18 protein-coding genes are annotated in these 24418 nt (G+C 48.0%); 15 read left to right on the top strand and 3 right to left on the bottom strand.

What is annotated here, in order from left to right; translation table 11 throughout:
• Positions 1–1152: C39 family peptidase (locus AB5405_RS06570; RefSeq protein ID WP_368137952.1), on the top strand; the 1152-nt coding region annotated here is incomplete at its 5' end.
• A gap of 61 nt (positions 1153–1213) precedes the next feature.
• Here the strand turns inward: AB5405_RS06570 and AB5405_RS06565 are convergent.
• Positions 1214–2155, bottom strand: a complete 942-nt coding sequence (locus tag AB5405_RS06565) for a DMT family transporter (protein ID WP_117716690.1) — start codon at positions 2153–2155, stop codon at positions 1214–1216.
• A gap of 2 nt (positions 2156–2157) precedes the next feature.
• The gene (locus AB5405_RS06560; protein ID WP_217495622.1) at positions 2158–3930 is read right to left on the bottom strand and encodes a phosphotransferase; all 1773 of its coding nucleotides are present in this window, start codon (positions 3928–3930) and stop codon (positions 2158–2160) included.
• A 165-nt stretch (positions 3931–4095) separates the two neighbouring features.
• On the opposite strand from AB5405_RS06560, the gene AB5405_RS06555 reads away from it, so the two are divergent.
• The 10 genes from AB5405_RS06555 (at position 4096) to AB5405_RS06510 (ending at position 18378) form a co-directional block, all read left to right on the top strand.
• On the top strand, positions 4096–6267 hold the full coding sequence (locus AB5405_RS06555) for an NlpC/P60 family protein (RefSeq protein ID WP_368137951.1): 2172 nt from the start codon (positions 4096–4098) through the stop codon (positions 6265–6267).
• Between the two features lie 42 nt (positions 6268–6309).
• On the top strand, positions 6310–8379 hold the full coding sequence (locus tag AB5405_RS06550; RefSeq protein WP_368137950.1) for a L,D-transpeptidase family protein: 2070 nt from the start codon (positions 6310–6312) through the stop codon (positions 8377–8379).
• Between the two features lie 108 nt (positions 8380–8487).
• A complete protein-coding gene (locus AB5405_RS06545; protein ID WP_158566237.1) occupies positions 8488–9435 on the top strand; it encodes a glycosyltransferase in 948 nt (315 codons plus the stop codon).
• Between the two features lie 44 nt (positions 9436–9479).
• Entirely contained in the window at positions 9480–10724 is a 1245-nt protein-coding gene (locus AB5405_RS06540) for an MATE family efflux transporter (protein ID WP_147326478.1), read from the top strand.
• 4 nt (positions 10725–10728) lie between these two features.
• Positions 10729–11589 carry a LicD family protein gene (locus AB5405_RS06535; RefSeq protein ID WP_368137949.1) on the top strand — a complete coding sequence of 287 codons (861 nt, stop codon included), beginning with the start codon at positions 10729–10731 and terminating at the stop codon, positions 11587–11589.
• A 33-nt stretch (positions 11590–11622) separates the two neighbouring features.
• Positions 11623–12768 (top strand): glycosyltransferase family 4 protein, encoded by a 1146-nt coding sequence (locus AB5405_RS06530; RefSeq protein WP_368137948.1) that lies wholly within the window; start codon positions 11623–11625, stop codon positions 12766–12768.
• A 112-nt stretch (positions 12769–12880) separates the two neighbouring features.
• On the top strand, positions 12881–14857 hold the full coding sequence (locus AB5405_RS06525; RefSeq protein WP_158564980.1) for a DUF2142 domain-containing protein: 1977 nt from the start codon (positions 12881–12883) through the stop codon (positions 14855–14857).
• A 330-nt stretch (positions 14858–15187) separates the two neighbouring features.
• A complete protein-coding gene (locus tag AB5405_RS06520) occupies positions 15188–15919 on the top strand; it encodes a glycosyltransferase family 2 protein (RefSeq protein ID WP_229025531.1) in 732 nt (243 codons plus the stop codon).
• Positions 15919–16272, top strand: coding sequence for a DUF2304 domain-containing protein (locus AB5405_RS06515; protein WP_117786521.1), 354 nt, complete (start codon positions 15919–15921; stop codon positions 16270–16272). Before AB5405_RS06520 ends, AB5405_RS06515 begins: the two co-directional genes overlap by 1 nt.
• A 258-nt stretch (positions 16273–16530) precedes the next feature.
• On the top strand, positions 16531–18378 hold the full coding sequence (locus AB5405_RS06510) for an N-acetylmuramoyl-L-alanine amidase family protein (protein ID WP_368137947.1): 1848 nt from the start codon (positions 16531–16533) through the stop codon (positions 18376–18378).
• Positions 18379–18569: 191 nt separating this feature from the next.
• Here AB5405_RS06510 and AB5405_RS06505 read toward each other — a convergent pair whose 3' ends face one another.
• A complete protein-coding gene (locus AB5405_RS06505; RefSeq protein ID WP_368137946.1) occupies positions 18570–21041 on the bottom strand; it encodes a glycosyltransferase family 2 protein in 2472 nt (823 codons plus the stop codon).
• Between the two features lie 169 nt (positions 21042–21210).
• On the opposite strand from AB5405_RS06505, the gene rfbA reads away from it, so the two are divergent.
• The 4 genes from rfbA to rfbB all read left to right on the top strand — a co-directional run bounded on the left by rfbA (position 21211) and on the right by rfbB (position 24355).
• A complete protein-coding gene (gene rfbA / locus AB5405_RS06500; RefSeq protein WP_368137953.1) occupies positions 21211–22110 on the top strand; it encodes a glucose-1-phosphate thymidylyltransferase RfbA in 900 nt (299 codons plus the stop codon).
• Between the two features lie 95 nt (positions 22111–22205).
• Positions 22206–22643: a DUF4869 domain-containing protein gene (locus AB5405_RS06495; protein WP_368137945.1), complete on the top strand. Its 438-nt coding sequence runs from the start codon at positions 22206–22208 to the stop codon at positions 22641–22643.
• 9 nt (positions 22644–22652) lie between these two features.
• Entirely contained in the window at positions 22653–23150 is a 498-nt protein-coding gene (locus tag AB5405_RS06490) for a Fis family transcriptional regulator (RefSeq protein ID WP_368137944.1), read from the top strand.
• A gap of 185 nt (positions 23151–23335) precedes the next feature.
• Positions 23336–24355 (top strand): dTDP-glucose 4,6-dehydratase, encoded by a 1020-nt coding sequence (rfbB, locus tag AB5405_RS06485; RefSeq protein WP_368137943.1) that lies wholly within the window; start codon positions 23336–23338, stop codon positions 24353–24355.
• Positions 24356–24418 lie beyond the last annotated feature (63 nt).

Below are 24418 nucleotides of genomic sequence, written 5' to 3'. Positions count from 1 at the left end.
GGCGCCCTCGCCTCCGGCTGGCTCAACCTAAACGGTGCGTGGTACTGGCTCGATCCCTCGACGCACGCCATGGCCACGGGCGTTCAAACTATCGGATCATGTGAATACATATTTAATAGTACCGGCAAGATGATGGCTAATTGCTGGTCAAACGGTGATGGGTCTTGGATGTATCATTCGTCATCCAGCGGCGCAATTGACCTTAAAGGCATCATGACCGATTCGGGAATCCAGCTGATTGACGACGACGGTAATGCCAGAACTGGTTGGATTGAGAGTCAGGGTGCTCGATATTATTGTTCTGCTAGTGGAGTAATTCTGACTGGGTGGCAGCAAATTGCTGGGTCTTGGTATTACTTTAACCCGGATGGTCGAATGGCGACCGGCTGGCTTAACGATGGCAGCAACTGGTACTGGCTGGATTCCGCTTCTGGCGCGATGAAAACGGGATGGCTTTCCCTTGGGAGCACATGGTATTACCTTGATGCCGCACGTGGGGGAGTAATGTTGAGCAACGGTTGGTATTGGATCGGCTCTACTGACTACAAGTTCAGTTCATCCGGCGCAATGGTTGGCGCTTGGGTCGATGTCCCGTGCTATTTGCAGTACCCGGAACTTCCTACTGGCTGTGAGTCGGTTGCCCTTACAAACTTGCTTAACTACTATGGTTTCGGTTTAGGTAAGACGATTATTGCGGATTATTACTTGCCCAAGGGAAGCAACGGCAACTTTGTTACCGCCTTTGATGGCAACCCAAGGCGTAGCAGCGGGGGTCTCATGGGATGCGTCGCCCCTGCGATTACTATTGCTGGTAATAACTTTCTGCGCGCTGCGGGAAGTATCATGCAGGCAAAAGACGTTTCTTTCTCGTCAATTTCTTCCATTAAGAACAGACTGACCTGTGGACAACCTGTTGAGATGTGGAATACCGAATGGGGAAGTTGGCCAGGAGGCCGTTATGCTGCTCGTTGGTATAACGGGCATTCCTATGGTCTGTGGGGCGGTAATCATGCCGTAGTCCTTAAAGGCTATGATGACGAGCAGGGAATTGTCTATCTTTCGGATTCGATTAACGGCAATGTTACGCGAAATGCCCAGGTGTTCTTCGGCACGTGGCAACAGATGGATAGCCAGGCTGTGGTAATTGAATAGCCATGATGCTAAAAGGGGAGAGCTCGTCGAGCTCTCCCCTTTTACTATATTGTTAATCAAGCTACGCCGTCTTATTACGTCCAAATAGTTCGTCCCAGTTACTAGCTGCCAAAACTGTTCCGCATACAATTACAACGCAGCAGATTACGGATGCCATATCGGGAATTGTTCCAAGCAAGATCAGGCCAAAGACCACCGACCATGCCGAATAGGAGATATTCAGAGCCATCGCACGCGCTGCTCCGATTGCCGCAATCCCCTTGTAATAGAACAGATAGGATGCAGTTCCTGCGAGTCCGGCGAGTGCAATAATCAATGTAGGCATGCTCGGGATGGCACCCAGCGTGAAATGCCATGCTCCGAAGAGGGGGAGTACAAGCACTCCATAAACAAGCGCACTTGTAGTTTCGCGGATTTGCAAAGCCGTTTCGTCATCAACGGCATCATCTTTCATTCCCCATGCGCACAGCACCGCTTCGGATCCCCATCCGATAACAGCAAGCACCGCGCCGAGTAAGCCGAGGGGGGCATTTGCAATCTCGCTCGATCCGGCCGATAGATAGCCCATCGTCATTACGCCGCAAAGAGCAACGAGAAGGGAAAGAATCTGTCCTTTGCCCATTTTCTCCTTCAGCAGCACGAAAGAAAGGAATGCTCCGACAGCGGGATAGAAGGCGGATATAATTGCCGTGTAGGCTGCTCCGATATTATTAATCGCCAATACGTATCCGGTCATTCCGATAGGTCCACCGAGCAGTGCGCCGGCGATGACGACCTTGCCCGAACGAGTTTTAAGTGCAGCGAGCGTGTCTTTTAATCTGCCTCGAACTCCCATGTACCCAAAGAGCCAGATCGCACAGAAGGCATCATGGAGAAAAGATCCCGCAATGGAGGCACATGCAAGCGCTTCCGCCGATCCAATATAGGGCGCGAGCGCCAAACCGATTCCAAGTATTACTGTATCAAGGCCCCAAAGAAGACCGCTAAAAAAGCCGAATTGCATCGTTACTCACCTTTTCGATAGATCTCCAGTGCCTTTTTAAGGTATTTGGCACTGTAATTGAAGTAGATATAGAGCCATTCGCCTACGAAGTCGCCTTCGGCTTCTTTCAGAAGAGACCAGAGGTACCAGCACCATCCTGCAAGGGCAATGTGCGCATAGTTATGTGCAACTTCGTTGTTTGTTGCCTTGCGCCCAAAATATGCATCAAGCGCGCGGTCGACTTCATCTTCGGAAAGCTCGCAGCAGACACTGCACGTTCCAAAATCGTTTGCATAATCGCTCATGCCAGCATATTCCCAGTCAATGAGATAGTACTTGTCGTTTTCATCGATAAGGAAATTGAGGTAAAAGAAGTCATTGTGACAAAGGCATTTTGGCGCATTGTCGGCCTGGACAAAGTGCTCCAATTCATCGATTTCGGCGGCCATTTCCCTGTAGCCTGGAATGTCGATAGGGCCTTTTTCCAGAAGAAGTGATTCGTAGCGCTTCGCTTCGAGGTAGAAGTCAAATTCGGTTTCGACATTTGCACCGCTCTCGTGAAGCGAACGACACATCTGCATCATTCGATTCATTTGGGCATCATCATGCGGATCAGGCTGCTTTGCGTTGGGTACAAACTTCGAAATTTTCCAACCGCGCTTTGGGTCCTCATGAATGAACGTGTCGTCAAGGCCGAGTTCCTTGGCCTTTTTAAGTGCGGCTACTTCTCCATTTCTGTTAATAAGCAGTTCGGTCCCGACTCCCGGATGGCGGTAAACGTACTCTCCGTCATTGGTTCTAAAGTGGCACGATAGATTCGTAAGACCTTGTTTAAGGGGATAAACGTCGTGAATCTCTGATTTGGAGCAGCCGAGCACTTGTTCGATGTTATCGAAAATATCGGAGTCAACGTTTTCGATAAAATGCGGATCAAAGGCACGCAGTTCATCAAGAGAATCGAATTCGTTGATCTCGCCCTCAGGATACTTTTTGATCACCATATCGAGCTCCTTGATGTGCTCGATATATAGATCTTCCCAAAGCTTGTCCGTTGTTTCGGGCTTGTTATATTCCGTTTCGAGAATCTGCTTAAATGCAAGCGAGAAGGCTTTATCAAAGTAGACATGTCCGAGCATATACCAAGCATCGGAACCGCCAATCGTAACATTGGTGATTCTGTCCATTGCTCCGGTTTGAATGCACCATTCTTTGGTGGCGCCTTCAGCATATTGAGCAGAATAAAATGCTTTCCAAACGTATGCTTCAAACGGATTGTTTAGAAGGTAATCATCGCTTGAACAAATATAGGTGTTGCCAAGCCGCTCTTTTACGCACATAAGCGATGCGTGGTTATTTTTGGATGCATATTCGTTGTTGACGACAATCGAAACGCCGAACTTGCTTTCGAGATAGAAGAAATACTCTTTTTTATAGCCGACAACGACGGTGATATTGCTGATACCTGCGTCTTGCAGCTGCCTAATCTGACGTTCGATGAGAATCTCACCACGTACCTTTAAAAGGCCTTTGGGCTTTTCATACGAAATGGGAGCAAAGCGGCTCGAAAGCCCCGCAGCCAATATCACTGCGTTTTCAACCTTATAGGGGTGAAGTGCTTCGTAACCGTTGTCGGTTAGGCTGTCCGATTCGAGAAGGCCTTCATTCGTAAGCTCTTTATTTGCTGCGTTTACCGATCCAAGTGAGAGGCCAGTGCGCTCGGCAACTTCTCGCTGGCTGGCATATGGGTTCTTTAGGTATTCGTACAGAACAGTAAAGTTACGCTTGGTCAGTTCCACTGCAGGCCTCCAATTAAGATGTTCATTGCTTAGGGAAAGAATAGAATGATTGAACGTTATGTTCAATTTAATATACTTATCTACATAGACTGAACAGACAGTAACGAAAATCAATCCTGGAATGTGGATTAAAATAAATAAATGAGATATCTGGGAGGGTCGCTTATGTATCGATTCGAAAAGAAGGCCACGCTTGTTTGTGCTGCTGCGTCATTAATCACTGCTTGCTGCTTGCCCCTGAGTGCGAATGTCGCGTTTGCACAGGATTCCGTTGAGGCTCAGAGTATTGAGTCAAAAGCGGATTTTTCTTCTGTGGTTTCTGATGATTTGCAACCTGATAATTCTTCCGTCATAAAAGATGGCTGGCAACGAGACGAGTCGTCTGGAGTTTGGTATTACGGAAAAAACGGTAAACACCAAACTGGCTGGCTGCAAAGCGGGGGCTATTGGTATTGGCTTGATCCAGCCAATGATGGTGCAATGCAGACAGGTTATTTCAATGTGACCGATGCTGGCGGATCGACTGCTTCGTTTTATGCGAATGACGGCAATGCCGCAACGCCTTTTGGCGCGCTATATCAGAACTGCTGGCTACGTAACTCAGATGGAAATTGGTTTTATGCCAATGCTGGAGGCGATTTAGCTGCTGGTTGGTTTTATCAAGACGGCACATGGTATTACCTGGATCCTGCCACCCATATAATGCAGGTTGGTTTTGTCGACCTCGGGAGCGGGAAATACTATTTAGATGCCACTGGTGCTATGAAAACCGGCTGGATTCTCGTTGACGGGAATTGGTACTGGGCTTATTCATCGGGTGCCCTTGCTTCGTCATGGCAAACGATAGGTGGGGCTCGCTATTATTTTGACCCACAGACGTTCATCATGTTTAAGGGTCGTCAAAAGATTGATGGAAGAACCTACATTTTTGGCGACTATGGCCTCGTAAATGGATGGTTCAAAGATGGAGTAGATTGGTATTACTGCTCTAATGGTATTGCGGTCACTGGCTGGCAACTCGTTAACGGAACCTGGTATTATCTCGATCCGGCTTCCGACGGCAAAATGTCTGTTGGGTATTTAGACCTTGGCAATGCAGCATATTATTTGAATTCGAATGGGACTATGGCTATTGGTTGGGCTCAGTCCGAGGACGGCTGGTATTTTGCCTCTGAATCTGGCGCGCTTATTTCTGGCTGGTATAAAGAGGGCGTGAGTTGGTATTACCTGGACCCTGCTAGCCATCTCATGAAAACGGGCTTATTTGAGGTGGGCGGCAACGATTGTTTCGCAAACCTGAGCGGTAGACTTGTGGTGTCAAGCTGGATTACCGTTAAAGACGGCGTAGAAAGATATGCCGATGGCAATGGATATCTTTGCAAAGATGTGATCCGCGAAAACGGTACTATCCTAAAAACAGCTGGAGCTGATGGCTGGCAGGTTGCGTCCGGTTGGGTTAATGTTGCAAATCAAAGGTTTTATGCTGAGCCCGGAACGGGCGTCATTCATCGTGGATGGCTGCAGATTGATGGCGATTGGTATTGGCTTGATGCCGATTCTGGTGCGATGAAAACTGGATGGGTTTTTACTGACGGTGCATGGTATTACCTAAACGCCGACGGAAAAATGGCAACTGGTTGGAAATGCCTCAATGGAACATGGTATTACCTTGACTCCAACGGCAGCATGCATGTTGGCTGGCTTAAAGATTCGGGTAAGTGGTATTGGCTAGACGGCAGCGGTGCTATGGCAACAGGCGCAAGAACCATCGATGGCGTGCGTCGAATTTTCTGGAGCGATGGCCAGTGCGACAAGGTTGGCTGGCAAAATCCTCCGCAGTATCCCCAGGTCAGCTCTTGGACTGTTCAGTTGCCTAGCTACTGCACTGGCTACTTTACCTATGTGACTCCTTCTCGCATTTCTGTCGAAGCGACGCGGGAAGATTGCGTGAATGCCTTTATTCAGCGTGCTTACGAATATATCGGTACGCAATATATTGAGCCTTGGTCTACCGCTCCCGGCGGGGCTGTTGATTGCTCTGGTTTTGTCTTGCAATGTCTTTATGCTACTGGCATGGATATGGGTGTTTACAACCCTTATAACCATCGCTGGGATCCAAGCCAAACCTACAATTCGATGAATTGGTATCGAAGCAACATCTTTATGCCCGTGAGCACCAGCTCGATTCAGCGTGGCGATGTGATTTATTATCGCGGGCATATCGCAATCGCACTTGGCGGCGGTATGATGATTGACTCCTGGCCTCATCAGGGTGTCGGTATTCATCCCGTCAGCGCTAGGGGAAATGTGATCGGCGCAGCCCGTCCGTTTATCTAATTGATTCCTTGTAAGACAGTCGGTACCGGTTGGGGGCCTGAAATGAATGCTCGGATTGATCATCGAATTTGCTGGCGAGCAATCGGCTTGGTGCTACTATCCGCCTCGCTCTCGGTTTTCGCCCCCGCGTTTTCTTGCACTGCTTATGCCATGGAAGAGGGGGCGGATAACGATATCGTAGAGCGCGACTCGACGGAAGGGTCGGGTGCTTTTGTCGGCGGCGGTCTCGCTCAAGATTCCAACGATTATGCTGGCAAAACAGCGGAAGATTCGAATCCACAGGTTGTCGAAAGCCAAGACTCGTCGACGACGGAAAAACTATCTGGATGGCAATGGGACGGTTTGTCCTGGTATTACTATCTTGACGACTGCCGTTTGACCGGAATGCAGAATGTTGACGGCTCGTTGTTTTATTTGGACCCCGCTCGTGACGGCGCAATGAGCTGCGGCTGGATTTTTACTGAAAATAAGTGGTATTACGCGGGTCCGTCAGGCGCTTTGGCAAGTGGATGGCAGTTTATTGGAGACCAATGGTACTGGTTTGACTCCCTTAACAGCTGTTCTATGGCTACTGGTCGACGTGTTATTGATGGGCACCCTTATCTTCTTGGAACCTATGGACTGATTAATGGATGGTACCTTGATAACGGTTTATGGTATTGGGGTAGCAATGGTGAAGTCTTAACCGGCTGGCTTCAAACTGGCAATAACTGGTATTGGCTTGATCCCGCCAATGATGGTGTTATGTCTAGAGGAATCGTTTCTGTCGGTTCGTCTCGTTACTATTTATCGGATTCCGGCGCAATGGCTGTTGGCTGGGCGTTTGATGGGACGGACTGGTATTACGCTGACGGTTCCGGCGCACTTGCATCGGGCTGGCGTTTGGTGAATGGCGTTTGGTATTGGCTCGATGTCGCAAATGACAATAGAATGGCTACCGGCTTTTATGTCATCGGATCCAACCGGTATCATTTTTCTTCAACGGGAGCGTTGTCACTTGGCTGGTTTATGAGCGATGGAGACTGGTATTACGCTGAGCCTTCTCAAGCGTCGGGCATTATAAAGACTGAATGGCTGAAGGGCGGTGGTCAATACTATTATCTCGATCCTGCCGCCGACGGTAAAATGCTTCTTGGTCATTTTTCTGTAAATGGGAAAAGCTATTATGCAAAAGCTTCAGGCGCTGTTGCTTGTCGTGAATGGGTAGATGTCCAGGACTCGGTTCAGGATGAGCCATCTAAGGCTTTTGCTGGTTCTGATTGCTCATTGTGTGGAGCATTGCGTAATGGAAAACTGTTTACATCAAACGGCGATGGCGAATTGGCCGAAGCTCACGGGTTTGTGATGCTTGGAGGCTGTAAGTTCTATGCTGATTCAACCGATGGCTCCCCCTGCGCTGGATGGAAGAACGTTAACGGAAAATGGTACTTTTTTGATGAGACCGCTGGCTATGCACGATCTGGCTGGCTGTACAAGGATGGCTCCTGGTTCTATTTAGATCCGTCCACTTATGCTATGAAAACCGGTTGGGTTGCCGTTAACGGATCTTGGTATTACTTGAATTCGTCTGGTTATATGCAGAAAGGATGGCTCAATCTGGGCGCCACCTGGTATTGGCTTGATGCTAGTGGAGCTATGGCTACTGGCTGGCGCGTTGTGGACGGATCCTGGAATTTCTTTATGGCTAACGGCGCGTGGGTGTCAGACTATATGGATGCTAAGGCTCAAAGTTATTCAAGCAATACAAATTGGCTGATACTTGTCGATACGTCACGTTGCGTTACGAGTATTTACACTGGATCCTGGAATAACTGGTCCTTAAACCGTCGATATGTATGTTCGACGGGAAAAGCTAGCACGCCTACGGTGATAGGGGAGTATCAAGTCTACGGTAAGGGATACTCCTTTGGGCATGGATATACTTGCTATTACTACACGCAGTTCTATGGTGATTACTTATTCCATTCCTCACCCTACTACGTCAACAGCAACCGCGTGATGGATCCCACGATGGGCGTTCCATCCTCTGCTGGATGCGTACGCCTTGAGATTCAGAATGCAAAATGGATTTACGATAACATTCCTTATGGAACAAAGGTTGTTACTTATTGATATTAGGCACTCGTTTTAAGAGACAGGGATAAATACTCTATTTTTAAAAGAGTTTCTTTTAACTGAGGGTGCTTTGATAATCTTTAAGCAATGAATTTGGGAGGATTTTTGGAAATAGAAATGGGAAATGATATTGGCGTATGCGTACTTCTCTCAGCTTATAAACCCGATCTTAAGTTTTTCGCGGAACAACTTGATTCGATAGATAAACAAACGTTTCCGCTTACGCTTCTAGTTAGAAATGACTGCCCTGAATCGGATTCATTAGAGCGGTTTATCCAAGCGCATATAACGAAAAACGCCTATCGGTATTATCACGGTGATAATAATCTCGGTTATGTCAAATCGTTCGAGGCGCTGCTCTCCTTGGCGGAAGGGGATTACGTAGTACTTTGCGATCAGGATGATATTTGGGAGCCTAATAGAGTTGAAGTTTCGCTCAACCATATGCTAGAAGAAGGCTCAATTCTAGATGTTTGTGATAGATCGGTAATTGACGAAAACGGAAATATTCTGGTAAAGAGTTATAGGAAAGCTCATCCTAATTCGCCGGAAGTAAATTGGTGCTCTGGAGAGGATATTACTGTACAGGCCGCAAGCGTATGTTACGGCATTGGTATGGCTCTCATGTTAGATGCGAGTGCGGCGAAGTCGATGATTCCCTTTCCGGAATCGACTGCACATGACTTGTGGTTGACATTGGGTTGCAGTGAACTGGGGAAGTGCAGCTTTACTATGACTCCTTTGGTTAAGTATCGTCGACATGGTGGTAACGAAACTGGATTCCTTGCAGGTGTTTCTTCAAAAGATGATTGGTATTCGACAAGAGTTAAAAACAGGGTTGATACTGCTAGGCGATTTGCCGATAGATTTCCCGATTCACCGCATCTAAAGGAAATATTGGGGTTCGCTGAAGCAAGGGAGCGGCGCTCCATAATTGGTTTACTTAAATACCGACGAGCTTGCCCGTCTATCGCTAAAGCAGATATCATTATACGTCTTGTGCCGAATTGGCTGTTTATTTTGATTTTAAAAGAACTTAAAGCTGCGAGATAGCTCCGTATCCTCATTTCGACAGGTTTAGAAGGGCGCTTATATTTGTGAAGGCCACAGAGAAGACTCTTTCGATTAAACATAATATGTTCTGGAATACCGTCGGTTCGTTGACTAATTTAGGCTGTCAGTGGCTTATCACCATTTTGGTCGTTCGGCTGTCTGATGGATATAGTGCTGCAGGCATTTATTCGCTGGCTATGTCTATTTTCAACATGTTTTCTCAATTAGCCCAATACAGGATGTACACGGTGCAAATTGCAGATGTTGAAAGGAAAAACTCTGCTGGTGAATACCTGACTTTTCGTTTCTTTACTACTTTTATAGCGTTTGCAATGTTAGCCGTCTATTCCATTGCAACGTGTCGTATTGGTACGGTGCCCGCTATTCTTCTGTATGCTCTCTATAAAACCGCTGGCTTAGTCATTGATGTCATGCATGCTAATGATCAGGTTGGTCATAGGATGGACTATATTGGGAAATCCCTCATAATGCAGGGCATCGGCTCTCTCCTTTCATTCATTCTTGTCTTTGGATTTTTTAATAGCCTCGAAGGTGCACTGTTGCTTATGACGGTAGTGACAATAGGCATCGGAGTTATTTACGATTATCCAAGATCAAATCGGATTTCTGCAATCAAGCTTGGAATTAGCCGAGCGAAGGTCAGAGCCTTCCTATGTAGCTGTTTGCCCATCGTTCTGGGCGGCATTGCTGCTTCTGCGGCGCCGAATATTCCCAGGCAGTATTTATCTTATTCATTCGGAGATTCTGCTCTGGGTATTTATGCATCAGTTGCTGCACCTGTGGCAATTATCCAAATGGGTGCGACCTATATTTATAATCCTTTATTAGGTTATCTAGTAGAGCGTTACCATTCTAGAGAAAAGTCCTTTTTTTCGCTCATAGGTAAAATACTTGCTGGCATCTTTTTTGTCGGTGTCATATCTTCAGTTGCCCTTTTCTTTTTCGGTAAATTATTGCTGTCACTGTTTTATGGCGCTGGAATAGCTAAACATACCGATCTCCTTCAGCCTATGTTGGCTTGTGCCTTTTTGACTGGCATCGCTTGGTTTGTCAACGATTTGTTGGTTTCTCTTGATAATTACCGAGGGGTATTTGTTGGCAGCATGCTGTCCTTAATTAGTGCTGTCGCTGTTATGGCTCCTGCGCAAATGCTGTTTGGCTTAAATGGCCCTACTGTATCGGCGCTTATATCCAATGCCATTTGCCTTATTTATCAGTCTTCTGTTTTGGGGAAACAGACGCAACAATGGTTCGGGGAAAAGAGATAGGCCGATGATGTCTAAAGCTCACGCGCTATTAAAGCTTCAAAACACTGAATTGGATATCCTTCAGGTTGTCGCCGCATTCTGCTCTAAGCACGGCATCAGGTGGTGGCTTGACGGTGGAACATGTTTAGGAGCAATGCGTCATAGGGGGTTTATCCCTTGGGATGATGATATAGATATCGGAATGATGCGTTCAGATTATGACCGCTTTTGCTCTTTAGCCGAGGGTGGGTTACCGGAAGGATATTCGCTCCATACATCGCGGAATACTACTGGCTATGCTGCGATGTTTGCTAAGGTGTATCGCGATGGAACTCGCTTCGAGAATCAAGAGGCTCGAGAGGCTTCCAGTTCGATGGGCATTTTTGTCGACATCTTTCCATATGACCAGCTCTATACAGATAAACGCCTTCGTGCACAGCAAGTCCGAACTGCATCAATTGCACAGAAAAGAGCCTATTTATATCATTCTTCTTCCATTGTTGTCCCTCATAAAGGGTTCCTTGGTCAACTCGAGCAAATTGGTTGTTCTGCTATGCACGTGGTGGAACAACTGGTTTCTCGAGGCGCATGCTCTTACCAGGATTTGTTCGATTCCTGTATTGCCGACTCAAATACGGGTGAGGTCTCTGATTACTGTCTGACGTTAAGCTGGCCGAATATGGCGCCAGTGCCTATTTCAGAGATTTTCCCTCTGAGCAGCGCGGTTTTCGAAGGCAGTGAATTCCCTGTTCCTCGTATGACGGATAAATATCTTACAACGATGTATGGCGATTGGAAAAAAATACCGTCACCGGATAATCGACATACCCATCTTCCGCTCTTGCTCGACTTTGGAGATGGGGAAGTCTGGACGGCACAGAATTAAGGATATGACATCTATATCAGATGAGGTTATGTGATGAGCTCCTCTATTTGTATTTTCACTCACCATTATCACCCGCAACTTAGTGGAATTGGTAATTTTGTCGATGGTCTCGCTCATGCCTTGACTGCACGCGGCGATAGGGTGGTTATCGTTACTAATGATTCGATGCGCGTGGGAGTCGGTCATTCAGTCGAAAACGGCCTGGAGGTAATTCGTCTTCCTTGCATTCCGTTACTTGATGGAAGACTTCCTCTTCCCAAAAAAACCAGTGATTATTACCGACTCCTGCAAACCCTTGATGATTATGAGTGGAATGGTGTTCTGATAAACACGAGACTTTTCCCTCTCTCGCTCGAAGGGCTGAGGTTTGCTGCGGATCATAGTGCTAAGGCTGTCGTTCTCGACCACGGCTCAGCGTATCTTTCCTTCAATCAGCCACTCCTTGATTTTTTTGTGCGCCGATATGAGGATTGGATTACGGATCGCGTAAAGACGTTTGACCCTGATTTCTATGGGATTTCTTCTAAAAGTGTTGAATGGCTTCAGCACTTTAATATCACTGCAAAGGGCGTCATTTCAAACTCAATCAATGCCTCATTCTATAGGAGTATTTCTTCGGGGAGAGATTTCCGATCTGAATTAGGTATCCCTCAGTCATCTTTGGTTGTAGCTTTTGTCGGGCGGCTTATTCCTGAAAAGGGAATTAATTCAATTATTGAGGCGGCTCGCACAAAAGATATTACCAAGCGTGATATTTGTTTTGTTCTTGCAGGGGATGGTCCGCTGGCTAATGAGGTCAAGGAAGCCTGTTCGTCTAACTTGTTTTGGCTTGGGAGATGTAACACAGAGGATATTTCTTCCTTACTTCAGCAAGCAGATGTGCTTTGTCTTCCAACTCGGTCCGAAGGCTTTTCGACGGTACTTCTTGAGGCTTCAGCTTGCGGAACGCCTGCTGTGGTAACAGATGTGGGAGGCGCGCACGAGCTTATTCCAGATGATAGCTACGGCACGATAATTCAGTCCATGTCATCTGATGAGGTGGTTTCGGCATTATGCAGGCTTTTTGATGATCGAAAGCTGCTTTCTCTACAGTCTCGAAACTCTAGGGCCCTTGTTGAAAATCGATATAGCTGGGACGCCACTGCTATAGATGTCGAGAAGGCGTTTTGTATTTGCTAAGTGATACTTGGCTGGCTTTTACTTAGCTTTTGAGTGAAGTTGGATCTAAGACCCGAATTTGTTATTGTCGACTTATCCTATTCGATTTTGTCTTTAGTTGGAGATGCACGTTTTGAATAATCCTGCAATTAAGAAAAGCGAGTACGCGCTTGCCATCTTTGGGCTGGGACTTCTTTTGTTAGCTGTCGCGACATCATTGCACTATAAGAATTTAAATCTATTCATTCTTGAACTCTTTTGCGATGTCGTTGCTGTTGCGTGCTTATATTTGCAACCGAAATCACAGTCGAGCGGTGATGCTATTCGTCAGATAACCGTTCTCGTCGCGTCCAGTATCCTCAGCAGCTTTCTGCTAGTTTTCATCATATTGGCTGGCGCGAAGACGTTTGGCCCCTTCGGTCTTGGTGCATGGAATATCTCAGGTCTGGTTATATGCTTTCATTTAGTTTTAGCGTTCCAGGGAATTGAGCTTTGCTATGGCCTGATGAAGAGCTTCGTAACCTCGGTTAAGAAAACTGATGCTAAGAAGTGTTTCTTTTATTTGGCGGTTTTTGTTGGCTTTGCTGTTTTAATCGCTTTTATTGGCATTCCGCTCGATAAGTCAAAGACGGTGTTGTTCGCGTCTGCTTTGCCCATTACGGTTTTGATCGGATTGATTGCTATTAATGGGGGCATTTCTTATCTGAAGCCCGAACTGTTCGCTTTCGCATGCATTGTCTCAATTGGTCTATCCGTAATTATTTGCTTTCCCGTTACAAATTTTTTGACATGGGATGATGAGGTCCACTATGGAAATGCAAACAGTTTTTCCTACCTCACAAATGCTGAAATAACAAATTCTGACCGAATGATAGTCGAGCAGTTTTATATGGGGGACGGCTTTAGTTTGGATGCAGCTTTGGGTAAGTACCCAATAGATGAAACAAGAGAGTTTAACCGTGGCTCTGTTGAGCAATTGGTCAGAGAGGCTGATAAAAATGATTTAGCTGAAGGTATCGAACGTTTTAATTGTTTTGATAGTGTGGCTCTTTCTAAAATTGCCTATATTCCTTCATCTATCGGCCTTTGTTTGGGTCGCTTGCTTCATCTCCCATTCTCTATCAAATTTGCATTGGGTAAAATTTTTAATTTGTTTGCGTATGCAGTTATCTGCGGAATCGCAATTCGTATAGCCCCTTGCAGAAAATGTCTTTTCACTTGTATTGCGTTGTTCCCGTCTGCTGTGTTAATGGCAGCCAGTTACTCGTATGATCCCTGTGTGATATCGTTCAGTTTGCTAGGAACAGCTCTTTTGTTGAAGATGCTTATTTCTGAAGAGGATATTTCTGCTAAAACGTTCTTCGCATTTCTACTATCTTTTGCAATCGGGTTTGCAGCTAAAGCGATTTATTTTCCCTTATTTGGACTTGCGCTTTTAATTCCTGCAAATAAATATGTTTCAAGCAAGCAAAGACGTATCTTGATTGGTACTGCTCTATTCGTTTGTGCCATTATGATCCTATCTTTCTTGACGCCATATTTCTCATCTGTCGTAAATAATATTTCTGATGCACGTGGTGGCTCCGAAGTCTCTACGGCTGGTCAAACGACGGGAGTGCTTGCAAATCCAGTTGGAACTATAGCTGTAATCTCGAATTTCGTTTTTGGATCGATGCTGACCCCGGCGTTTCTCAATTCAATATCAACGAATATGGCTTATCTTGGGGACGTGTCTAATCTGTTCCCATGGCTTTCGTATCTCCCCATCATGCTGTTTGAAGCTATTTGCATTATTGATAATGAAAAAGATACTAAAATAAAGCTTAGCCGTTGCGGAATTGTTTGGACTCTATTCCTGGTTCTTGCTACTTGCCACCTAGTTGCTTTGGCTCTATACATCGCTTTTACAGGAGTTGGAAGCCAGACAGTTGCGGGTGTCCAAGCGCGATATCTCATACCTTTGATAATACCTTTTGCCTGTCTATTGCTCAGGTTCCCTATTTACTGCGATGAGGAGGTGAAGGCTAAAGTTACAGCCTTTATGCTCGGGGCTCCATTTGCGCTGCTGTATTTTGTGATGTTCGAGCTTCTGTATATCCGTTTTTTCTAAATTAGCGATATAGGTCATGGTTATAGTAGGAGTGGGCAATTAGTTGGATTCGATTGGATCGAATAGGACGGCGTTGAGGGTTCGCTCAGGACATGCGCCCCGTATTTGAGGCAGAACTGCAAGGGGTCCTTTTCCTGCGGTGATGGATGGGGACTCCATGTGTGCCCTAGTTGAGCAAGCTAAATATCTAAGCTTGAGATGTATCTTCCTAATGGTTAGACAGGATACAGTAAACTTAAGTCGGAGTTAAGCTATGCGTTGGACTGTAAGAGTCGCAAATTCTTTGGGCGTCGCTAAGAGCCAACTGTTTTTGGAATGGATGAATCTCGATTGTCTTTTACTTCAACGACATGTTCAAAAGGACATCTGCGTGTTCTCGTAATAATTCCTGCCTATAACGAACAGGAGTGCATTCTCAATACCGTTGCAGCTATAAAAGCTGCGGGTTATGACTATGTCGTAATCAACGACGGCTCACAAGATACAACGCTTGAGCTTTGTCGAGAGCATGGTATCAACATATTGGATTTGCCGCAGAACCTTGGTATCGGTGGAGCGGTCCAAGCGGGCCATAAATATGCCCAGAGATTTGGCTATGATATCGACATTCAGGTTGACGGCGATGGCCAACATGATCCTTCTTATATTCCTGAGCTTGTAAAGCTGATTGAGAGCGGTGCGAGTTTGGCGATAGGCTCTCGATTTCTGGTTGAGACTGATGGTTTTCAATCAACTTTTATGCGTCGTGTTGGAATCAGGTGGCTTTCATTTTTGCTCGAGTTGCTTACGGGTAAGGTGGTCACCGATCCCACTTCTGGCTTTAGGGCCTGCAATAAAGATGCTATCGACCTGTTCTGCAAGAGTTATCCTGATGACTACCCGGAGCCAGAGTCGATTGCTTTGGCTATGAAGCTTGGTCTTCCCGTTATGGAAGCGCCTGTAAAGATGAATGAGCGCCAAGGTGGACGTTCATCTATCGGGGGCTTCTCTTCCGTCTACTATATGGTCAAGGTTACGTTAGCCATTGTCCTTGTGTGCTGGGTTCATAGGGGAGACAAATAATGAATCTTATTTTGAGGATTGGTGCGGCCCTCTTTTTCGGCGGATTCCTCGTCTATGTTTTACGTCTCGTGTCCAACGGAAAGATGCTTCTTAAGTACTCTTTGCTGTGGATTTTGATGTGTATGGCGGCCTTGATCTGTGATTTATGTCCTCAGATTATTTATAGTTGCTCAACAGCTATTGGGTTTGTCAACCCGGCCAATTTCCTTTTTTTGGGTGCAATCGTGCTGTTGCTTGCAATCTCTCTGTCTCTTAGCGTTGCCGCGAGTCGTCATGTTTTGGCGATCAAAAACCTTACTCATAGGATTGCCCTGCTCGAAAAAGAGCTTGAGAAAAGGTCTGATCATGAATGAGCTCAATACATGGTTTGATTCAGTTCCTTCGGCTATCCCTCATTAGGGCTCCTAAGTTTGTGCACCATTGATCGCGCTCGACTGCTGGTTGTGGATTGTCTAACAAATAGACAATCCCTATGTTGAGTGTCTTATCGTTTTATCTGGTGCAACGTATCAAGCGAGTTGTCTTGCATATTAATTAATTTGGGAACTGCATCTCTGGGTCGACTGCATCTGGATATTCAAAGGTTAATTTGATTTGGCGAGAAGAGAAAAATGATGAAAAATCGACATCTGAGTTTAATCAGCGTGGTTTGTCTAACATCTATTTGTTTTATCTCTCTTTTATGGCCCGCAATCGCATTTTCATTAACTGAAGATTGCGTGGCTGAAGGCACTGATGGCTCTTTGGTTCAATCGGGTCAGGAAGCATTTGGGACATCAGGTAGCGATCGTTTGACTTTGGATTCCGATAATTTCAAAGCATCTATCGATTCGTCGATATATGAATATACTGGCGATGTGATTACTCCTGATGTCTCTGTTTTGACTGCCAGCGGTTCTGTGCTAGCAAGCGGAATCGATTATGAAGTCACGTATTCAGATAATGTTGCCCCTGGTTGCGCCACTATAAGAGTGAATGGGCTAGGGAATTACGCCGGCGTTACCTCTCAACTGTCGTTCCAGATCGTTCGTTCCTCTGATAATAACATCGCTCTTCCTGGTTCTTGGGCCTACCAAAACGGTAAATGGTGGTGGAGATATGAGGCTGGTGGTTGGCCGTCAAACTGTTTTCTGTCCATTAGAGGGGCGGAGTATTATTTTGATTCCGAAGGTTATGCAGCTACTGGCTGGAAATACTTGAACGATGGCTGGCATTTATTTTCTAACTCCTGTGCACATTTGAAGGGATGGGCTGCCACCGGTGGGCGCTGGTTCTACCTTGACGAGACATCGGGTTCAATGAAGACCGGCTGGGTTTTAATTGATGATAGCTGGTACTATTTGGACAGTTCGGGCGCTATGCAGACCGGGTGGTTACTCCTTGGCAATACTTGGTACTGGCTTGAGCCTTCTGGATTAATGGCTACGGGCTTTAGGCTTGTTAACGGCTCTTTGTATCATTTTTCCGAATCCGGTTCTATGAGCTCCGGTTGGTTTATTAACGATGGGGCATGGTATTGCTCCAACGCATCGGGAGAGATTCGTACCGGGTGGTTTTACAATGGTTCTAGCTGGTATTTGCTAGACCCCAATAATAATGGCGCCATGCTGGAAGGATTTCAAACTGTAAATGGCTCCATTTATTATTTGGATCCGGATAGCGGCGGTGCATTAAAGTGCAACACTTGGGTCTTCTCACAAGATGAAAACGTATATTATGCGTGCAGCAGTGGTGCGATTGTGCTTTCGGGCGTCAAGGACGGCGCGGGTGGAATTAAGCTCAGGGATCCCGAGGGAAAGCCTGTCGCTGGCTGGTATTGGTCCTCAGCTGCACAGTTGTGGTTTTACACAGACTCAGACGGGGTTCTGCAGCGCGGTTGGCGATTCATTGACGGTAGGTGGTATCACCTCGACAACGAATCCGGAGCCATGAATACTGGCTGGTTCCTCGATGATGATGGAACGTGGTACTACCTTATGTCTTCTGGACAAATGGTAAATGGCTGGAACAGAATTGGAGACTCCGAGTATTTCTTTAATGCCTCAGGTGCTTGGGTGGAGCCTGAGCACTCCGCGCGCGCCTCCTTGCAGTCCCAGATCGTTAATCGTTGCCATAGCGTTCCTTCTCCTGGGGCGGGACTGTGCTCGGAGTGGGTTAGCCATGTGTTTTACCCCGTGCTGGGGTCATATCCCAACGGCGACGCATGCGACATGTTCTGGAATTGGTGTTACAGCCGAGATATATCTCAGCTTAAAGTTGGAATGATCGTTGCGGTCCCTACGCATACTCATACAAGTGCTGGTGCCCGCTGGGGCCATATTGCTATTTATATCGGAAACGGTATGGTTATGGATAACATCGGTTACATCAGGACAACATCACTTGCTTGGTGGCTGAACTACTACCACACTACCGCTATACCACAGTGGGGCTGGGTTTTAAATACGCCTTTGGAATGATGCGGATTCTGGCCAGCATGCGGAATCAACGCCTGCTTGTGTATCGAATCACAAACGCTTCTTAACTGTATATCATGTATGGAATGCAATTATTCATAGTAAGGGAATCGAGGGTTGACCCTCGATTCCCTTATCTATTAGTCGCATTTTAATAAGGCTAAAATTAGAAAGCGCAGAATTAAGCTAACACTTTATAAATGATAGTAGCGATTTCCGGGTTCTCCCACGCTGAAATTTGGGTTAATGTACGGATCGCCTTCGACATAGTATTTTGCCCAGCGATAATTCATGTATGCGACTTCTTTGTGGAACCGAATCTGCTTTTCCGTATTGTTTTCAACGCCTCTAGAAATCGACTCGTAGTGATAGAGCTCGACTTCGGGCGTGTATACGATCAGGTCGTTAATCTCGCGTAGCTTTAAGCAAAAGTCAACATCATTAAATGCAACTTGAAGCTCTTCGGTGAAACCTCCGACTTTCTCATATTCGCTACGCTTGGTCATTATGCAAGCTGCAGTGACAGCGCTGAAGTCTTGTTGCGCATCGTTGAGTGCAAAGTAGCCCCAATTATTCCTTGGCATGCTCTGGCAAAGATGTCCCGCCACGCCGCCAGTGACGCATAGGCCCGCGTGCTGAATGGTGTTGTCGGGATAGTAGAGTTTTGCACCGACTGCGCCAACATCCTCACGTGCGCAGATGCCAAGCATGGTCTCGATCCAATTGGGCGTAATTACCTCAGTATCGTTATTCAATAGCAAGAGATAGTCGCCCTTGGCGTGAGCAACGCCAAAGTTCATGAGCTTGGAGAAATTGAATTCGTGTTCCCAAGTTACAAGACGAACGATGTCAGGATATTTTGCTTGCAACTTATCGTAATAATCGAACGTCACCTTTTCTGTGCTGTTGTTTTCGATTATGACGAGCTCGTAATTGTCGTACGTTGATTTCTCAACAATTGATGTAATGCAGTTGTTCAGAATGTCGGCGTGGTCTTTAGTCGGGATGATAATTGACACGAGTGGGTGGGAATCTGGCACAGCGTAGGTTACTTTATATGTAAAGGGACGACGCGCTTGTTCGACCTTCGCATTGAGCCCAAGCCTGTCCAAATGACTCTGGACCGCTTTGATACCTGCGATAGTGGCATACGGCTTGCTATCGGCATTTGCTGCGGTGGAGGTCTCGCTTAGGCGCCAGTGGTATAGAACCTTCGCAACATGATGAACTTTCCTTGCCTTTTCCACGGCGCGGAGAGTCAGATTATGATCCTGTGCTCCATCGAACTCTTTTGTGTTCGGCTCTAGAGTGTCTAGCAGGGACTTACGGATGGTAAGCATGTGGCAGATATAGTTATTGTTTCTGAGCAGATCGATATTGAAATCCGGCTTAAAGAACGGCTGCGCTAACTTTCCATCGGGCATGAGTTTATCTTCATCACAATAAAGAAGATCGACGTCATTATTGTTTTCAATTGCCTCGGCATATGAGAACAACAAGTCCGGTTCAAGAATGTCGTCATGGTCAAAGAAGCTAACGAAATCGCCCGAAGCTACGGCAACGCCTGCGTTTGTGTTTTCGGAAATACCCTTATTTTCGGTAAGATTAATTGACTTAATTCTGTTGTCGCGGGCTGTTTCCTGCTCAACGCGAGCCTTTAGTTCCTGATTGTCAGGGCTTGCATTAACTAGGAGGAGCTCCCAGTTTGCATAAGACTGGTTTTTTACGGATTCGACCATATCGTTAAAAAACGAAATGGGCGTGTTGTAAAGAGGGACAATGATGCTGAATTTCGGAGCGCTATTGAAGACGATTTTTCTCTGCTTCTCCAGTGCGCCAATGGTTGCCTTATGCTCTGTAAACCATTCGGGGTATTCAGGGTCAAACTGCGCATGGGTAAAGAGGAAGTTGGTCTCCTCAAGAAGCAAGCCTAATTTATCAGGCGTTAAGCAGTCAAATGCACTGAATGAAGGGTGATTTTGATCGCCAATTATAAAGTAGTAACGATCAAACGCCTTTGGCATGCGGATCGAGAGCTGTGTTTCAAGTTGTTTTTTCTCGGATGTAAATCCAACACTCGTTACATTTGAGCCGAAGTTGACTATGCTCAGCTCAACCTCATTGAGGAACCGATCGAGGCAGCGAAGTTTGATTTGCGAGTCGTTGCGGTACGGTGTTCTAACCGTGCACCTCAGGATATACTCGTTTGAATCTTCGATGCACTGCCAAAAATCAATCGTCGCCATCTCAAACTCTGAAACGTCATCGTAATTTCTGAGTTTGCTGCACATGTCAGGTTTAATTTTGTAGTTAAGACGCGACTCCCATTTGATGTTCTTGCAATTGAGCGAAAGGGAGTCGCTGCTCAGGTTACGACCGTCTTTGCCGATTTCGCTAAACTCAACTTTAATGGATCGGGTGTCGGGGTCGGGGATTACAAGAACGTATGAGTCTGATTCGCCGTTATTGTCCTTGAATTTTAGAAGAGACAAAGGTAAACGGCGGTCGTCAACCGTTGCCGCTTGAGCTTTTATGCTGGAGCCTTCATGGATGCCTTCTATTTTAAGCTGCTGGTAGATTTTCCAGTTTCCTCTGCATACTCCGGTTGTTTCGACTCGCATTGTTTGCCTTTCGTTTGTTGGACACTGCTCATTGTACTTATTCATTTCCTACCTCGCGATAAATGCAGAAAGAGTTACGTGTTTCTACTGTCCGTTTTAAAGAGAATGAGGAGGAAGCCGCTGCTGGCGCATATAATTTTAATAAATATGTTTGTCTAATCGTTGTTTGCAATTAGCAGCTTTTGCCTAACGATTGTCAACTGAGAGGAATTCTATGAAAGGCATCATCCTCGCCGGCGGGTCCGGCACGCGCCTGTACCCGCTCACGCTCGTGACCTCCAAGCAGCTGCTGCCGGTCTACGACAAGCCCATGATCTACTACCCGCTGTCCACCCTCATGCTGGCGGGCATCCGGGACATCCTGGTCATCTCCACGCCGACCGACCTCCCCAACTTCGAGCGCCTGCTCGGGGACGGCTCGCGCTACGGCGTGAACCTCTCCTACGCCGAGCAGCCGAGCCCCGACGGCCTGGCGCAGGCCTTCACCATCGGCGAGGAGTTCATCGCCGGCGAGCCCTGCGCCCTGGTGCTCGGCGACAACATCTTCTACGGCAACGGCCTGTCGCGCCACCTGACGCGCGCCGTGCAGAACGCCGAGTCGGGGAGGGCCACGGTCTTCGGCTACCACGTGGACGACCCCGAGCGCTTCGGCGTCGTTGAGTTCGACGGCGAGGGCAGGGCCGTGTCCATCGAGGAGAAGCCCGCGGAGCCCAAGAGCTCCTACGCCGTCACCGGCCTGTACTTCTACCCGGGCGACGTGGCCGCCAAGGCGCACGAGGTGAGGCCCTCCGCGCGCGGCGAGCTGGAGATCACCACGCTCAACCAGATGTACCTGGAGGAGGGGACGCTGTCCGTCGTGACCCTCGGCCGCGGCTACGCGTGGCTGGACACCGGCACCATGGAGAGCCTGCACGAGGCCGCGGAGTTCGTCCGCGCCGTCGAGCACTCCCAGGACCTGCCCGTGTCCGTCCCCGAGGAGATTGCCTGGGAGAACGGCTGGATCACGACCGCCGGGCTGGAGGAGGCCGTGAAGGCCTACGGCAAGTCGGTCTACGGCCAGCACCTGAAGAAGGTCGCCGCCGGCGAGATCGTCAACAGCCCGCGCGAGTACTAGCGCAAGCTTGTTTTCTTTCAGGGGCCACCGTTTATCTGGTGGCCCCTTTCGTTATGATTACGTTGACCATAAAGACAATATGATTGGGAGTGGATGTGTTAAGCGTCTACTTTGGCGATATGCCAGAAGCGATTTACAACACAGCGACATATTTCAAAAACTCTTACCGGTCTTCTTGGATTACGGATCCCTATGCAGTCTCGATAATTAAAGATGTTGATCGATCGGATGTTGTCTCCGAAAACGTCATCGAAAGCCCTGTGCTTGGATCCATCTCCCCACTCCAGCTTTCTGGTGGCGTGAAAACGCTGCTGCTTATGAGATTTGATCGTAAGCAAATTTTTAACGCTTCTACCTGTGGTGACAACTGTGCCAAGTGGATTCTCGACATGGCGAAAGACCGCAAGCTTGTTGTGAATCTCTATCATGTGATGGGCTTTGGTCGCGAGGATTTTAAAATTAAAGTCGTGAATAGTGGCCGAATCGTTCACAACATGGCCGAATTGATTCACGAGTCGATTCCGTATCTGTAGGTACTGCTTATGAACGGTTCGCATCTCGTTAAGATTTCCCGCCGCAGGGGAACTAAGTACACATTTACCATCAAGCGGAACATCACTATTGTGCGTGGCGATAGTGGCACGGGTAAGACGACACTGTTTGACATGGTCGCAGACTACATGCGAACGGGCGAGCAGTCGGGCGTTTCCTTGCAATGCGATTGTCCCTGTGTCGCCCTGACCGATTATGATTGGCGAAACCAGCTTTCGTCCGTTCATGACTCGATTGTATTTGTCGATGAGGGCTTAAAAGAGATCAATTCTGATGAGTTTGCCCATCATGTGCTGTATTCCTCGAATTATTTCGTGCTGATCTCAAGGGCTGATTTCCCCAATCTTCCGTATAGCGTGGATGAGATTTACAAGATTAAGACGAGCGGAAAATACCATTCTTTCGTCCCTGTTTATCAAGATCGCGGGAATCATCGTTATGCTATTTCCCGGTCGGCGCCAAAACAGGACTTTTCTTACGCAAAATAACTGGGGATTCGGTTTTTCACTACGATGAAGACTGCATTCCGGAGGCGTTTTGTACAGGAGGTAATTCTGCGAAGGTTATGGCTCTTATCGCATGCCGAAATGTCCGATAGTTTTGTTGAATAGCGTCGCGGCGTCACTTCCTGCGGCATACTAAAGAAGCTGTACATGCTTCAGATTGGATTTTCATGTCTGAGATTTTCGAACCCAAGAATATCATCGTCACTGGCGGCTGCGGCTTCATCGGCAGCAACTTCGTGCACTACGTCGTGAACAACCACCCGGGCGTCCACGTCACCGTCCTGGACAAGCTGACCTACGCCGGCAACCCCGAGAACATCGCGGGCCTGCCGTCGGACCGCGTGGAGCTCGTCGTGGGCGACATCTGCGACGCGGAGCTGCTGGACAGGCTGGTGCCGGGCCACGACGCGATCGTGCACTACGCCGCCGAGAGCCACAACGACAACTCCATCGCGGACCCCGAGCCGTTCCTGCGCACCAACGTGGAGGGCACCTTCCGCCTGCTGGAGGCCGTGAGGAAATACGGCATCCGCTACCACCACGTCTCCACCGACGAGGTCTACGGCGACCTGGCGCTCGACGACCCCGCCAAGTTCACCGAGGAGACGCCGTATCACCCGAGCAGCCCGTACTCGAGCACCAAGGCGTCCTCCGACATGCTGGTCCGCGCCTGGACCCGCACCTACGGCCTGCGCACCACGATCTCCAACTGCTCCAACAACTACGGCCCCTACCAGCACGTGGAGAAGTTCATCCCCAGGCAGATCACCAACATCATCGACGGCGTGCGCCCCAAGCTCTACGGCCGCGGCGAGAACGTCCGCGACTGGATCCACACCGAGGACCACTCCTCTGCCGTCTGGGACATCCTCACCAAGGGCCGGATGGGGGAGACCTACCTCATCGGCGCAAATGGCGAGAAGAACAACATCACCGTCCTGCGCATGATCCTCGAGGCGATGGGAAAGGACCCCGAGGACTTCGACTGGGTCGCCGATCGCCCCGGCCACGACCGCCGCTACGCCATCGACTCCACCAAGCTCCAGCGCGAGCTGGGCTGGAGGCCGGCCCACACCGACTTCGCCGAGGGGCTCAAGCGGACCATCGACTGGTACGTCGCCAACGAGTCCTGGTGGCGCCCCGCCAAGGAGGCCACCGAGGCCCGCTACCGCGCACAGGGCCAGTAAGACCGCATCCCGGCGAACCGCACCGCGGGGCGCCCGCGCGGGGCCGCAGGGCATGGGGATGAC

It is taken from the genome of Collinsella aerofaciens, assembly GCF_040920445.1.
Classification (GTDB): Bacteria; Actinomycetota; Coriobacteriia; order Coriobacteriales; family Coriobacteriaceae; genus Collinsella; species Collinsella aerofaciens_BH.
Note: the sequence above shows the minus strand (reverse complement) of the source record. Positions and strands in the feature narration are given on the sequence as shown.